Here is a 15,469-nt window from a genome sequence, read left to right on the forward strand (position 1 = left end):
ATTGCTATGGTTTATTTAAAGTAAATATGGTTTTAAATAAAAGGGATCTAGCAGATAAATATGAAGATAACTAAACAATATTATATTAATAATATGTGTTGGGGATGGTTTATTGGTTTATGTTTTTTATATCTATTTTGGAATGATGAATTTAGGTATAAGACTATTTATTTAATTATTAATATTTATGGAACTATATTCTTTTCCGTATCTAAATGGGCAGTTGAGAGTTTCTTTCTTAAGTTTACTACAAGAGAGTTTTGGAATAAGGGGTTATTTATGGATACACCAGGAAAAATGGGAGGGGTAGCGGTATATCATGGAGTCGTTTTTTTATTGACTATTCCAATTACAATTATTTACGTTATGGTTTTGTTAATGAAAGGTTGCTTATTAAATAAGTAACCTTTCATTATATAAAGTTAAATTCCCAAGAACTGGTTGGCTTTTTCAACTAAATCATCATTTATTAATGCACCAACACCAGCCATGATTAATCCATAGCCTAATATACCTATAGGACCACCTAGAAGCACACTAAATGTAAATCCAGCTACAGATGTAGCTGCCATTCCTACTATAAGCGTTTCTGTTTTGACAAAAAAAGGACGCCAGTCATCGGTTTGTATTGCTTTATGTAATTCGGTAGCCCAATCTGAAAAGTTAATAGCGTAACCAGTATAGGTCATACCTTTACTAAATTTTTTTAATTTTTGAGCTATATCATCGAGTTTGATCGATTCCAATGCAGTTGCAATAGCTTTACGATCTTTGGCATTAATTCTTCTATTGATATCTGCTTTGTATTTTTCGTAAGCTTTTAGCGCATCATCAACGTTACGGATGGCTTTTCCTCTGGCTTGTTGTGCTAAAGACTCTGCTAATTTCCTTGCTTTATCACCATAAGCATTAAACACTTCCTTATAAAAATCAGCCGTAAACTTTATTGAATCATGTAACTGATTAAAATCATTATCTATTTTTTCTTTTTTATTGGCTTGTTGAGCTAAAATATCAGCAATTTGGAAATTGCGATATGTAAACGTCATATTATTATGGAAATCTTGGCATGCGGATTTAAAATCTTGTTCTCTGATATATTTTTGCATCTCAGGGAAATTATTTATATTGTCTGCACCTTTATCCGCATATAAGGCATGTAAGGCTAATCGAACTGAGGGTAACCAGCGGGAATATTCCCCAAATTTTTCACCTATATTTTGTAACATAGGGTCTGGATGAGGACTAAAATGAATATCAAAGAGAAAACCATTTATATAGTTCATTTTTTGGTAAAACATTCTACTTAGATTCAGATCTGCTTCAAATATACGACCTATATTTTCATTATTTAATGGAATGTTATTTTCTTCCATATTTAATAATAGTAATGGAGAGCTTTTATTAAACTCGTTTGATCTATGCATTAAAGCACGGCCATAAGGTCGCATTATTAATGCTTTTTTTAATGCTAACTCGGTTTTCTGTTTTAAGTAAGATTTACATTCATTTTTAAACGCTGGACAATTTTTCTTTCCGCAAACAGGGCATTCTTGGTTTTTATCCTGCATAAAATTATTACAAATAATATTTGTAGCTTGATTAAAAGAAAAACCATTATTAAAAGCATACTCAGGAATATAAGCACTATGTGGCGTTACAGTTAATGAACTAAATTGAATTATATTTTCACCCATTTTATTAATCCTTTGATAAAAATGACGTATTTATATGATGTTGAAAAGTGGATTTATAGCGAGGAGTATATTTGTAAATAACAAATTTATAGTTCAATTTAAAATGTCATTATTCTTTCAAAAAAGTTATTTTTAAGATCTTGAGCTTGAAATGATAAGATGCCGAGAAAACTGTTCTCGGCATTTTTTTATCTAAAAATGTATTAAACAGGATAAACTCACTCTTATTTAAAAGGCAATATGATGTCAGAAAATCGTGAAATCTTTCGTTTATTAGAAATTATGGTACAGCTACGTGATCCTGAAATAGGGTGCGAATGGGATAAAGTGCAGACTTTTGACACTATCGCACCTTATACATTAGAAGAAACCTATGAAGTATTAGATGCCATTACACGCAAAGATTTTGCTGATTTAAAAGAAGAGCTGGGCGATTTGCTTTATCAAGTTGTGTTTTATTCACGCATGGCGCAAGAGAAAAAGTTATTTGATTTTAATGATGTTTGTGAAGCTATTAGTAATAAGCTAGAACGCCGTCACCCTCATATTTTTGCTTCTGAAAGCGAAAACAATTTATCAACAGAAAAACATCGTTGGGAAAAACTTAAAGCTCAAGAGCGTGAGGCAAAAGCACAATTTTCATTATTAGATGATATTCCCGCTACTTTACCAGCCTTAATGAAAGCAGAAAAAATTCAAAAGCGTTGTGCTTCAGTGGGGTTCGATTGGAATGAACTAGAGCCTGTCTTGGGTAAAGTTTATGAAGAAATTGATGAAGTGATAGCTGAGGTGAAAAAAGAGCCTCAAGATGCCTCTCGAATTGAAGATGAGTTAGGTGATTTATTGTTTTCTGTGGTGAATTTATCACGTCATTTAAAACAAAAACCCGAGCAAGCATTAAATCGAGCATGCCGAAAATTTGAACAGCGCTTTCGTTTTGTTGAAAAAATGCTCTCAGAAAAAGGCACTGGCATAGAAAATGCCTCATTGGAAGAGATGGAGATCTGTTGGCAGAAAGCAAAAGGACAACCGGTTGAGTGAATTGTGACACGCAAATTAACACCAACGTGACATAAAGTGCGATAAAAATAGTCTGTAACATCTCGTTTTTTCAGCTATTTTTATAAAAATATTTAAAAATCAAAATTATAAAATGTAATTTCGTTTTTTTGTTTTTGGGTGATTTAAAATTTTGCATTTGCATTCTATTACATTAGAAGTGTGATTAATCTCAAAAAAATTAAACGTATGATCATAAGCAAAAGATCTCGCTATAAACCTGCTACACTTAATATTGTGAAAAAATAAAGCATCTCTTCTCTAAAAGTGATAGCTTAGCTGAAAGGATTAAGCTAAAATGCTTGTGAAATATTTTCACGGGTTTAGTTAATTGAATTTTTACTGTTTTTTCGTGTTTAAACGGATAAGTGGCGTGATGAAAAAGAACTTTATACTACTAAGAATGTTTGTAGCGAAAATAAGGTTCGGGTATACTGTGTTCCCGTCCAGTTATATCCATCATCCTAATACACCTAAACTTTCAGGTTCAGCATGAAAACGAATTATATTTTTGTGACCGGCGGGGTCGTATCCTCTCTGGGTAAAGGCATTGCCGCAGCCTCTCTGGCGGCTATACTCGAAGCCCGTGGACTCAATGTCACCATGATGAAGTTGGATCCGTATATCAACGTCGATCCAGGTACTATGAGCCCAATTCAGCACGGGGAAGTCTTCGTTACTGACGATGGTGCTGAAACTGATCTCGACTTAGGACACTATGAGCGCTTTATTCGCACGAAAATGACTCGTCGTAATAACTTCACGACAGGTCGTGTATACTCGGAAGTACTACGCAAAGAGCGTCGTGGTGACTATCTTGGGGCTACAATTCAAGTTATTCCTCATATCACTAATGAAATCAAAGAACGCATCATCCGTGGCGGTGAAGGTCATGATGTCGTTTTAGTTGAAGTTGGCGGGACAGTTGGTGATATCGAATCCTTACCATTCTTAGAAGCGATTCGCCAAATGGCAGCAGAAGTGGGCCGCGAGCACACATTCTATCTACATTTAACATTGGTGCCTTATTTAGCCGCTTCTGGTGAAGTGAAAACTAAACCAACTCAGCATTCTGTAAAAGAATTACTGTCGATCGGTATCCAGCCTGATGCGTTGATTTGCCGTTCAGACCGCGTTATCCCTGCTAATGAACGTGCGAAGATTGCGCTGTTCTGTAATGTACCAGAGAAAGCGGTTATTTCATTAAAAGACGTCGATTCCATTTATAAAATCCCTGCACTATTGAAATCTCAGGGATTAGATGATTATATCTGTAAACGATTCAGCTTAGATTGCCCAGTCGCAAACCTTGCAGAGTGGGAACAAGTTATTTACGAAGAAGCTAATCCTGAAGGCGAAGTGACCATTGGTATGGTTGGTAAATATGTTGAATTACCAGATGCCTATAAATCAGTGATTGAAGCATTAAAACATGGTGGTTTCAAAAGCCGTGTAGCTGTAAATATCAAACTAATTGATTCACAAGACGTTGAAACTCGTGGCGTAGAAATGCTTAAAGGGTTAGACGCAATCTTAGTACCAGGTGGTTTTGGTGAACGTGGTGTCGAGGGCAAAATTATGGCTGCTCAATATGCACGTGAAAATAAAATCCCTTACTTAGGCATTTGCTTAGGTATGCAGGTTGCTATGATTGAGTTTGCACGTAATGTTGCTGGAATGGAAGGCGCAAACTCCACTGAATTTGCACCAGATTGCAAATATCCAGTTATTGCGTTAATTACTGAATGGCGCGATGAAGACGGTAATGTCGAAGTGCGTTCAGAAGAGAGTGATTTAGGTGGTACGATGCGACTTGGTGCTCAGCCTTGCCATTTAAGTGGAGATAGCTTAGTTCGTACACTGTATGGCAAAAACACCATTACAGAACGCCATCGTCACCGTTATGAAGTAAATAATCTACTATTAAAACGTATCGAAGATGCGGGTTTACGTATTGCAGGTCGTTCAGTAGATAACAAACTGGTGGAAATCATTGAAAATCCAAACCATCCTTGGTTTGTTGCTTGTCAGTTCCACCCAGAGTTTACCTCAACGCCGCGTGACGGCCATCCGTTATTTGCAGGCTTTGTGAAAGCAGCCTTTGATAACCAAAAAGGCCTGCTGAAATAGGATATATGAGAAGAGATAGAATATCTCTTCTCGGAAATTTAACTTGTACAGAGGAAAACCGAATGTCCAAAATCGTTAAAGTACTTGGTCGTGAAATTATTGATTCTCGTGGCAACCCAACAGTTGAAGCAGAAGTTCACTTAGAAGGTGGTTTTGTTGGTATGGCTGCGGCTCCATCAGGCGCATCAACAGGTTCTCGCGAAGCTTTAGAATTACGTGATGGCGATAAATCACGTTTCTTAGGTAAAGGTGTTCTGAAAGCGGTTGCTGCTGTTAATGGTCCAATCGCTAAAGCGATCCTTGGCCAAGATGCAAAAGACCAAGCTAACATCGATAAAATCATGATCGATTTAGATGGTACTGAAAACAAATCAAACTTTGGTGCAAACGCAATCCTAGCGGTTTCTTTAGCAAACGCAAAAGCGGCTGCAGCTGCAAAAGGTATGCCTTTGTATGAGCACATTTCTGATCTGAACGGTACTCACGGTCAATATTCTATGCCTCTGCCAATGATGAACATCATCAACGGTGGTGAGCACGCAGATAACAACGTTGATATCCAAGAATTCATGATCCAACCAGTTGGCGCACCAACTCTGAAAGAAGCAGTGCGTATGGGTTCAGAAATCTTCCATCACTTAGCAAAAGTGTTAAAAGCAAAAGGCATGAACACTGCAGTAGGTGACGAAGGTGGCTATGCACCAAATTTAGAATCTAATGCTGCTGCATTGGCTGCTATCAAAGAAGCAGTTGAAAAAGCAGGTTACGTTTTAGGTAAAGACGTTACTCTGGCTATGGACTGTGCAGCTTCTGAGTTCTACAACAATGAAACAGGTAACTACGAACTGAAAGGCGAAGGCAAAACCTTCACTTCACAAGAGTTTACTCATTACTTAGAAGAACTGACTAAACAATACCCAATCGTTTCTATCGAAGATGGTTTAAACGAATCTGATTGGGATGGTTTTGCATACCAAACTAAAGTTCTTGGTGACAAAATCCAATTGGTTGGTGACGACCTATTTGTAACTAACACTAAGATCCTGAAAGAAGGTATCGACAAAGGTATTGCTAACTCAATTCTGATCAAATTCAACCAAATCGGTTCACTGACAGAAACTTTAGCTGCAATCAAAATGGCGAAAGATGCAGGCTACACTGCTGTTATCTCTCACCGTTCTGGTGAAACTGAAGATGCAACTATCGCTGACTTAGCAGTTGGTACAGCAGCAGGTCAAATCAAAACAGGTTCTATGAGCCGTTCTGACCGTGTTGCTAAATATAACCAACTGATCCGTATCGAAGAAGCATTAGGTAACAAAGCACCTTTCAACGGTCTTAAAGAAGTTAAAGGCCAAGCATAATCTGGCACCTTTGATTAAAAAAATTTATTAATCTGAAAGGGGAGAACATTGAGTTCTCCTCTTTTTTTTATTTTTTTACCGAAAAAATAGCATATTTATTTTTAACCGTTTTGAAAAAAGTGTGATGTGTAAGAGGAAATAGTGTTCAATTATTACTCTTTTATTAATAAATTGGTTAATTCTCGTGGATGAGATCCCAATTATTAGTTTTGCGCATTTTCAAGGACGAGAAATGTTTTTATATTTCACATATAACCTATTTCGTTAACAATTTAAGCTTAGTGAATCCAATGTTCATATCAGCTAATGTGGAGTATTATCATGGACGCATCCAATTTAGCCCCATCGGCGAAGTCTAGTCCGATAAACAAACGAGGGTTAATTATTCTGGCTATTGATGTGGTGTTATTACTACTTTTGCTAGAATTTTTACCTTATGATCCGAAGGCCAATGCAGGTTTAGCATTAATGGTGTTTGTGGGTGTGTTATGGCTGACAGAAGCTATTCACGTGACGATAACAGCATTATTTATACCTATTTTAGCCGTTGTGCTTGGGCTAATGAATACCAATGAGTCATTAAAATCATTTGCAAATCCTATCATTTTCTTATTCTTCGGTGGCTTTGCATTAGCGACAGCACTTCATATTCAAGGGCTTGATCGCTTAATTGCTAACCGCTTGCTGATGATTGCAAAAGGTAAACTGTCAATCGCTGTATTGCTGTTATTTGGTGTTACTGCATTACTTTCAATGTGGATCAGTAACACAGCAACAGCTGCGATGATGCTGCCTTTAGTATTAGGTATTTTATCTAACTTAGATATTCGTTCAGAACGTAATACTTTCGTCTTCGTATTACTAGGTGTTGCTTATAGTGCCAGTATTGGTGGTTTAGGTACGTTAGTTGGTAGCCCTCCGAATGCGATTGCTGCGGCTCAACTGAACTTAGATTTCATTACGTGGATGAAGTATGGTGTTCCAATCATGTTGGTATTATTGCCTATCATGTTTATTGTAATGTACCTAATGCTGCGTCCTAACTTGAAACATAAGTTTGATCTGAAATTAGAAGTGTTAGAGTGGAATAACAAACGTGTTATCACCATGATTATCTTCTTAGTTACCGTATTTTGCTGGATCTTTAGCTCTTTCATCAGCAGTGCTTTTGGTGGTGTAAAAGATTTAGATACAGTTATTGCGGTTAGTGCAGCAATTGTAATCGGTGTAACAGGTGTAGCAAGTTGGAGCCAAATTCAAGAGAACACTGAGTGGGGTGTATTAATGCTGTTTGGTGGTGGTTTAACACTGAGCGCAATTTTACAATCATCTGGTGCAAGCTTGGTTATGGCTGACTTTATGAAAGATACCTTTGGTAATAGCCATTGGTTTGTGATCATCCTTGCAGTAACGACCTTTATCATCGTATTAACAGAGTTCACCAGCAATACAGCAAGTGCTGCGTTATTAGTACCTATCTTTGCAACCGTTGCACAAGCGTTAGGTATGCCAGTAATGGCGTTGACAATGATTATTGGTATTGGTGCATCTTGTGCGTTTATGTTACCTGTTGCAACCCCACCAAATGCGATTGTCTTTGGTTCTGGTTATATTAAACAAACTGAGATGGTACGTGTCGGTGGTGTGCTGAACTTAGTGTGTATCTTAGTTATCTCTCTGTTTGCTTGGTTCTTCTGGTTATAAGTGAATACGTTAAATTAATCTTGATGAGATAAAAATAGAGCGCTTGATAGTGATATCGGGCGCTTTTTTATTGCCTTGTTCTTATCTGTTATTTGGATTGGCATCCTAGTTATTATAGGGATTGCTCTAGAAAAAGGAGAGGTGAGATGACTTTTATGGGCTATAAAAAACCATCAATATTAAGACTAAAAATGTCATAACATTGATGGCTATTTAAAATAGAAAATAACTTAATTATTTTGTGTAAAGTGTAAGTTGTGTACCCGGTTTTAACATTTTAATGTCTGAGTTCCAACTCATTAATAATTTAAGGTTAATACCGTGACGACGAGCGATGCTGTAATAAGAATCTCCCTGTCGAACTTTGTAATAACTCGGAGACGGTTTTGTCGGTTTTGTTACCGTAGTATTACTGGCACTGCCCGCATTATGAATTTTTAATGTTTGTCCTACTAATAGGGTGCTTTTTGCATTTAATCCATTAATACGTTGTAAGTCTTTTATGCTCATATTGTAGCGACGAGCAATAGCGTAAAATGAATCCCCAGAGCGAACTTTATAAACACCTTCTTGCTTAATAGACTGATTTGTTTTGGCGACAGCTAAACGAATAGTCTCTAATACCGCTTCATCTTCAAAAGCGTTACGGAATTGATCAAGCTTATTGCGAGGCAACATAATCACATGAGGGCCATTAGGTGCGGTTATGCCACGTTTATAGCCTGGGTTATAATCTTTCACAGTATTAATAGGTAGCTGACTTAATTCAGCAACTTTATTTAATGTGATTTGTTCACCGACATCAATGGAAGCTAATGCTTTATCACGATAGTTACTTTTAGGAAAAGTAATGTTTTCTTCGTTTTCACGGATAACTTTACTTAAAGCGAGAATTTTAGGTACATAATTCATTGTTTCTTTAGGTAAAGAGAGTGACCAATAGTCTGTGGGTAGGTTTTTACTTTCATTTGCCTTTATTGCTTGCATAACACGGCCTTCACCAGCGTTATAAGCAGCAAGGGCAAGTGCCCAATCACTATCAAACATTACATACAAGCGTTCAAGTAAATCAAGTGCGGCTTTGGTTGATGCCATGACATCACGACGACCGTCATACCATTGGTTTTGTGCTAAACCATAGTAATTACCAGTTATTGGAACAAATTGCCATAAACCAGCAGCATTTGCAGAAGAGGTAACATGGGGATTAAACGCACTTTCAACCACAGGAACTAAAGCTAGTTCCATCGGTAATTCACGTTTTTCAATTTCATCAATAATCGAATACATATAAGGTTCAGCACGAGAAGCAACGCTTTGTATATGTTTGGGATTATTTAAAAAATATAATTCTTGCTGCGAGATCCTTTCATTTTCAGGGAGATCCATTTTTAATTCACTTATCACATAACCCCATAAATTGGTTTTGACATCATATTGAGGTTGTTGAGAAGTTGAAGTCCCTTTCGTTGATGTTGGTGTGATCGCAGACAAATTAGGTTTAATATTCTCAGATTGCTGGCAGCCCGCCAATAGCAATATGGAGAACAAAATCGCTTTTGTCTTCATAATATAAAAATTCATCCTGTGTGTTTTTTGAACCAAATGATACTTAGTGTGCCAAAATAAAACAATCAATAGAAATCAAAAGTTGTCTTTTAATTCTCTTAATTTTGTAAATGTCTTAATTGGAGCATATGTATTAGTGGTTATACCTAAAATCCTTTGCAAATCAATATCGTCAGATTTCAAAAAAAGATTAATATTCTTTTCGTTTTTCAGTGTTATTGGCACAGTAGGTTGCAAATTTTTACGCATTTCACTAACTTGGGCTAAATAATCGGTAATAAGTGCATTTTCTGGCATGATATGATGTGCAAAGGTCATATTTGATAGGGTGTATTCATGAGCACAACAAATTAATGTGTCATCAGGTAAAGCGCTCAATCTTTGTAATGAACTAAACATTTGTTGTGCGGTACCTTCGAATAAACGACCACAACCACCAGAAAAAAGTGTATCGCCACAAAATAAATAGGGTTCACAATAATACGCAACATGACCTAATGTATGGCCTGGTGTGCCAATCACATTAAAAGTGAAAGTGCCAACAATGATGCGCTCTTGATTATGAATAATATTTTCAGCCCCTTTACTTTGTGTTTCTTGTGGGCCAAAAACGTCAATGTTAGGATATTTTTTTACAAGTTCAGTAACGCCACCAACATGATCATCATGATGGTGGGTTAATAAAATCGCGATAGGTGTTAGCGAGCGTTGTGAAAGCATTTCAATAACAGGCTTGGCTTGTGACGGATCCACAATCACACATTCACTATTTTCATTACTTAATAGCCAAATGTAGTTATCGGATAAAGCAGGAATTCTGATAAGCTCCATATAAGTTACCTTACTTATAAAATATAAAGGGTTAAACGATGAAAGCAGCGCGTTCAGCAAAACCAATTATGATGCCAGATTCTTGGCGTGATATTCCATGGGGGGAATATTATCGCATGGCTATCGAACTGCGTTTACAAAATTGGTGGCCAAAAATGTATGGCTTTCATTTATTAAAACTCGGTCAACTCAGTGCCGAACTGGATACCAAATTAAGTATCGTTTCACATCAAGTCAATGTGACATCTAATAAAATAAATGCAGATGTTATTGCCTCTTTAGATTATTTACCCTTTGAAAATAAATCGATTGATGTTTGTCTTATGGCGCATGTGCTTGATTATAGTGCAGATCCCCATTGGCTATTACGAGAAGCAGATCGCGTTTTAATTGATGATGGCTGGATAGTATTAACGAGCTTTAACCCTATGAGTTTATTAGGATTGGGTAAATGCACGCCTTTTTTACGACAAAGGCAGCCTTATTCAAGTCGTATGTTTTCACTTCGACGCCAAATTGATTGGCTAAGTGTGCTAAATTACGAAGTGATGACACAACAGAATTTCCAGATTATGCCATTTTCAAGACCAATAAAACGTGATGGCAGCCGCTATCACATCGGTGGCTGTTTAAATCTAATCATTGCACGTAAAAGAACGCTTCCTTTAACACCCACAGCCTTGAAGTTTGTATTGCCACGCATGAGTGTAAAAGGTCGAGTTTTAGGCGCTACACGTAATCATCCAGAGCCATAATGCTTACTAATCTGTGGTTTTATCTTTTTGGCTTTCGATATAACCTGTGTCTTCTTGTGTAGGTGATTGAGCCGCCGTTCTTGCTAATTCATCACAACGTTCATTTTCATCATGACCTGCATGGCCTTTTACCCAATGCCATTCAATTTCATGACGAGTAATAGCACTATCTAAGCGTTTCCATAAATCGACATTAAGCACGGGGCTTTTGTCTGCTTTACGCCACTGGCGCTTTTTCCAGCTATGGATCCATTGTGTAATACCCTGTCTGACATATTGGCTATCTGTTGTCAGTGTGATTTTACAAGGGAATTTTAATGTTTCTAATGCTACGATAGCGGCAAGAAGTTCCATTCGGTTATTGGTGGTCATAAAAAAACCTTCACTTAGGGTTTTTTCATGTTGTTGATAGCGTAAAATAGCGCCATAACCACCAGGGCCAGGGTTGCCTAAGCATGAACCATCGGTGAATATTTCTACCTGCTTGTGCATAAAGGCGACTTATCCTTTTTGATTAATACGAAAAACTAACCCTAAGTCTGACATAAAAACGGATTATGAGCACTCCAATCACACGACAAATTGTACTTGATACCGAAACTACTGGTATGAATAAGCTGGGCGTTCATTATGAAGGTCATAATATCATTGAAATTGGTGCTGTAGAGGTTATCAATCGTCGATTAACAGGGCGAAATTTCCATGTTTATATTAAGCCCGAAAGATTAGTTGATCCTGAAGCGTTTGAAGTTCATGGTATTAGTGATGAGTTTTTAGAAGATTGTCCTTCTTTTGCTGATATCGCTGACGAGTTTTTAGAGTATATTCGTGGCGCAGAGCTGATCATTCATAACGCATCGTTCGATATTGGCTTTATGGATTATGAGTTTAGAAAACTTAACCGTGATATTCCGCCTACTGAAACGTTCTGCCAAATTACCGATAGCCTTGCAATGGCAAGAGCATTATTTCCCGGTAAGCGAAATAACCTTGATGCCTTATGTGATAGATACTTAATAGATAACTCTAAACGTACTCTTCACGGCGCGTTATTGGATGCTGAAATACTTTCTGATGTCTATTTGGCAATGACCGGTGGACAAACAGCATTAGCATTTTCAATGGAAGGTGAATCAAATAACGAGCAAGAGCAAAATGATATCCAGCGTATCGAGCGCCCTGTTTCAGGATTAAGAGTAATAAGAGCAACCGCAGAAGAACTTGCTGAGCATGAGTCTCGATTAGATTTAGTTGAGAAAAAAGGCGGGCATTGTTTGTGGCGTCCAGCATCAAATGATGAGGCTGTTTGAAGATAAAAAATGCAGAAATGGTTAACTGAGATTAAAAACTATCCAAATGCATCTTTTTGTTAGAAAAACAGTTGACGACAAGGCAAGAGATTCGTAATATTCACCTCGTCCAAAAGGATACGCGGAGCGGTAGTTCAGTTGGTTAGAATACCTGCCTGTCACGCAGGGGGTCGCGGGTTCGAGTCCCGTCCGTTCCGCCAAATTATGACGCCATGCTATTTATTAGCATGGCGTTTTTGCTATTGAGGTTTTATCATTATGCCATACCTGCAGTATGCCACTTTTCCGACCTTCTACCCGTAAATAAGCCAAATGTTCACGTAAATCACGCTGTAATGTGTGTTCATATACATTGAACTCTTTGGGCTAAACATAAGAACACAAGGCTTTCTCCTACCATTAAGCGGGCAACTCCAGTACTGATCCCCGTTGATATCCAAACTAGCCCCAGCTAGCCAGTAACACCCTGTTTATTAGACCCGAATAGCCGTTTAATTGAATATATAAATAATTACTGGAAACCAATAAAACAGATTTTAACATTGCCTCAATTAAAAATATAAATATATTTTATGTATGTGCTTCTCGGACTTGTGATTAATGACGGGGTATCTTTAATTGTTACCCTTCGAAAAATTACCGTTAAAATAATTAAAGCAATTAGAATAATAAAATAAATCATAATAACAAGGTGAACTAAAATACTATAATAATGCAAATTATCACTTTTAATTAGCTTTAATTACTCTTTTGCGGATTAATTTAAAGGATTTTCAACCTATATAATAAAATTATTTTTCCTTTAACTTGATTGATTTTGTTTATGTAATTCCAGTAAATATGTCTTTTTACAGTTAGGGTTGTTGGTTCAACGTTAAATTATTGTTGGTTTTAATGACTGTTATATTGTATAAATACATTCATATTGCTAATGAATTTTTCTTTCAGGTTATACATCAATCCACATAGCGATGGTTGAATCTTCAACAAAATGAAGAGTTAGCTGAAGCAGCAAGTGAATTGAGTGCTGAGCATGTAGCGAAGGCAACAGTATTAGTGAAGCGCGGGATGGAATATATAAAACTACTCGCCCAGCAACTTGAAATCCTGACATTTATGCAACAAAGAGGAATTTGCGTAATAAGGTGTTAAGGATCGCCATCCATTATTTTATACAGCAAGCCGACGTAGATTTTTTTGTGGACAGTTACTGATTTATCGAAACAAAGAGCCGGGAGCTAACTATGGTTGATAGAATATCAGAGCAAGAGCATCTTGATGGGGCTGATTCAAAACGTGAAAAGAGTTATAGAGTGACCACCGAAGACAGTCTATTGAATAATAGTCATCGATGTGATGCCAGAGAAATTCTTTCTGAATTTCATAAAGTTGGAAAACATTTTGTTACCCACCAAAAATTACAACAACTGGCAGTATATCGAGATGAATTAGCCCGCAATTCCGCTGGTGATTGGATGTTAAGTTTTCTCAACGTCGTCTTGGATAAATTTGATGACACTTATAGTTACCGATCTTATCTAGCACTGGATTTATTACATTGGCAGAATTACACAGAAAATAGTGCTGATTATATTGATTGGCAACTGACTATTATTACTATGGATTTAATCCGTTTTGAGCTAGAGGCATTGCGTAATAATGGCAGTTGGCTCTATGAAATGGCACCAGATCAGCGACTTGTTAATATGCGTTGCCGACGACTGATAAAGTGTATGGGAAAAGTATATCAACGAATGAATATACAGTGGGAAAATAATGAGCGGGATATGATAGCGATCTGCGACACAATTTGTTCCGCTGTGTTTTTACGCTTATCTGATAATGAAAAATTACGCTTAGAATACTCAATGATACCCGTTTATATTAATCATGATGAGTACATTTTTTTACGTATATTACAGGCTTTTGAAACATTGTTTGATTGGCTGGCCTCTTGTTTAACGGAAGTTATTGCCTTTGCTAAATCGGATCTGAAACAAGCAACTGAACTCTTGTTTCTCAGTGCTAATCGATTGAATGAAATGGCAGCACTTTTTCCATTGCTATCGACGTTGCGGGTTGATGGCTTTCATAGGTTCAGAGACTATACCGAAGGTTCTAGTGCAATCCAGTCACGCAGTTATAAAAAAGTTGAATCATTGTGTAGTAGACCTGATGCTGAAAGATTCAATTCAATAGCCTATCGAGCGGTACCGGAGGTAAGCGAGGAGATTTTATGCAACCCTGAGACGATTGATGATGTTTTTAATCTTATTCCTCAGGATAATTTGTATAAAGATGATTTTCATCAAGCGATGGAGTCGTTTGGATTAGGCATGAAAATATGGAGGCAGTCGCATTACGGTATTGCTGTAAAAATGCTGGGCGCCTCGCCAGGTACTGGCAATACTGAAGGTACTGCCTACCTTAAAGAAGTGAGAAAAATACCTATCTTTAAAAATATCTGAACAAGGTTAGTTATAACCACATGAAATGATAATCCAATTCGGAGGGATGCCTTTCATTACTAAACCCCAGCATTTATGCTGGGTTTTTTGCTTTGTAAACTTTCGAGTATTATTAAATAAGCTGTTTTCTGAAACTATTTTCTGCAAAAATAATAATGGAAAAAAATATTCAATTAACACAGAAAAAAGAAACTTTAGGCTTATTGAAAGTCAAAATACGAAAAATATATTCTTTATTGTAATAAAATTTATAAAAACCATTCTTGGAATAACCTAATTACTTATTTTCTCACTCATTTTGCTAAGGTGATAAGTAACATTTACGTTACGCTGACTTTCCCTTTTAGTTATATATGATGTAAATAAGATTTTTATTACTGAATCAGTGGGTTATCTGCTTTTTATCTTTTTTAATCTCTTATAATTCTACGTCCTTGTAACAAGTTTAGTCAGTTATTAGGTTATAATTAAAACAATACAGTATTTATTTGATTTGATGGATAATTCAGCAATGAAATTTTATCTTGATTAGTCATATCAAGCTAAGGTTTAATAGCACGCTTCTCAATTGCGCAAATCATT

The 15,469-nt window shown here is 36.7% G+C and carries 12 protein-coding genes and 1 tRNA gene; 9 read left to right on the top strand and 4 right to left on the bottom strand.

Translation table 11 applies throughout. The features are described from left to right. Positions 1-60 precede the first annotated feature (60 nt). A complete protein-coding gene (locus tag H1225_RS01810; RefSeq protein ID WP_115065125.1) occupies positions 61-405 on the top strand; it encodes a colicin E1 family microcin immunity protein in 345 nt (114 codons plus the stop codon). A gap of 17 nt (positions 406-422) precedes the next feature. On the opposite strand, the gene H1225_RS01815 is transcribed toward H1225_RS01810, so the two are convergent. Continuing rightward, positions 423-1,697, bottom strand: coding sequence for a colicin-like pore-forming protein (locus tag H1225_RS01815; RefSeq protein ID WP_237584691.1), 1,275 nt, complete (start codon positions 1,695-1,697; stop codon positions 423-425). 243 nt (positions 1,698-1,940) lie between these two features. Here H1225_RS01815 and mazG point away from each other — a divergent pair, with 243 nt between their 5' ends. From mazG to H1225_RS01835, 4 genes are all read left to right on the top strand, one after another. Continuing rightward, positions 1,941-2,738, top strand: a complete 798-nt coding sequence (mazG, locus tag H1225_RS01820) for a nucleoside triphosphate pyrophosphohydrolase (protein WP_239739402.1) — start codon at positions 1,941-1,943, stop codon at positions 2,736-2,738. A 510-nt stretch (positions 2,739-3,248) separates the two neighbouring features. Further along, complete coding sequence (gene pyrG / locus H1225_RS01825; RefSeq protein ID WP_072063587.1) at positions 3,249-4,886, top strand: glutamine hydrolyzing CTP synthase; 1,638 nt, start codon at positions 3,249-3,251, stop codon at positions 4,884-4,886. Positions 4,887-4,948: 62 nt separating this feature from the next. Then, positions 4,949-6,250: a phosphopyruvate hydratase gene (gene eno, locus H1225_RS01830; RefSeq protein WP_036911952.1), complete on the top strand. Its 1,302-nt coding sequence runs from the start codon at positions 4,949-4,951 to the stop codon at positions 6,248-6,250. Positions 6,251-6,571: 321 nt separating this feature from the next. Beyond that, complete coding sequence (locus tag H1225_RS01835; RefSeq protein ID WP_004247295.1) at positions 6,572-7,954, top strand: SLC13 family permease; 1,383 nt, start codon at positions 6,572-6,574, stop codon at positions 7,952-7,954. A 234-nt stretch (positions 7,955-8,188) separates the two neighbouring features. On the opposite strand, the gene mltD is transcribed toward H1225_RS01835, so the two are convergent. Both mltD and gloB read right to left on the bottom strand, forming a co-directional pair. Beyond that, a complete protein-coding gene (gene mltD, locus H1225_RS01840; protein ID WP_109399234.1) occupies positions 8,189-9,523 on the bottom strand; it encodes a murein transglycosylase D in 1,335 nt (444 codons plus the stop codon). Between the two features lie 75 nt (positions 9,524-9,598). Next, entirely contained in the window at positions 9,599-10,354 is a 756-nt protein-coding gene (gloB, locus tag H1225_RS01845) for a hydroxyacylglutathione hydrolase (RefSeq protein ID WP_109399233.1), read from the bottom strand. 38 nt (positions 10,355-10,392) lie between these two features. Between gloB and H1225_RS01850 the strand changes: the two genes are divergently transcribed. Further along, complete coding sequence (locus H1225_RS01850; protein ID WP_161706576.1) at positions 10,393-11,109, top strand: methyltransferase domain-containing protein; 717 nt, start codon at positions 10,393-10,395, stop codon at positions 11,107-11,109. Between the two features lie 6 nt (positions 11,110-11,115). Here the strand turns inward: H1225_RS01850 and rnhA are convergent, their stop codons facing one another. After that, positions 11,116-11,601, bottom strand: a complete 486-nt coding sequence (rnhA, locus tag H1225_RS01855; protein WP_072063582.1) for a ribonuclease HI — start codon at positions 11,599-11,601, stop codon at positions 11,116-11,118. A 65-nt stretch (positions 11,602-11,666) separates the two neighbouring features. Between rnhA and dnaQ the strand changes: the two genes are divergently transcribed. From dnaQ to H1225_RS01870, 3 genes are all read left to right on the top strand, one after another. Next, positions 11,667-12,419 carry a DNA polymerase III subunit epsilon gene (gene dnaQ / locus H1225_RS01860; RefSeq protein ID WP_006534924.1) on the top strand — a complete coding sequence of 251 codons (753 nt, stop codon included), beginning with the start codon at positions 11,667-11,669 and terminating at the stop codon, positions 12,417-12,419. Between the two features lie 123 nt (positions 12,420-12,542). Further along, a tRNA-Asp gene (locus tag H1225_RS01865) sits at positions 12,543-12,619 on the top strand. A 1,044-nt stretch (positions 12,620-13,663) separates the two neighbouring features. Next, positions 13,664-14,887 (top strand): hypothetical protein, encoded by a 1,224-nt coding sequence (locus tag H1225_RS01870; RefSeq protein ID WP_109847836.1) that lies wholly within the window; start codon positions 13,664-13,666, stop codon positions 14,885-14,887. The last annotated feature ends 582 nt before the right edge of the window (positions 14,888-15,469 follow it).

This window comes from Proteus penneri (assembly GCF_022369495.1).
Lineage (GTDB): Bacteria > Pseudomonadota > Gammaproteobacteria > Enterobacterales > Enterobacteriaceae > Proteus > Proteus penneri.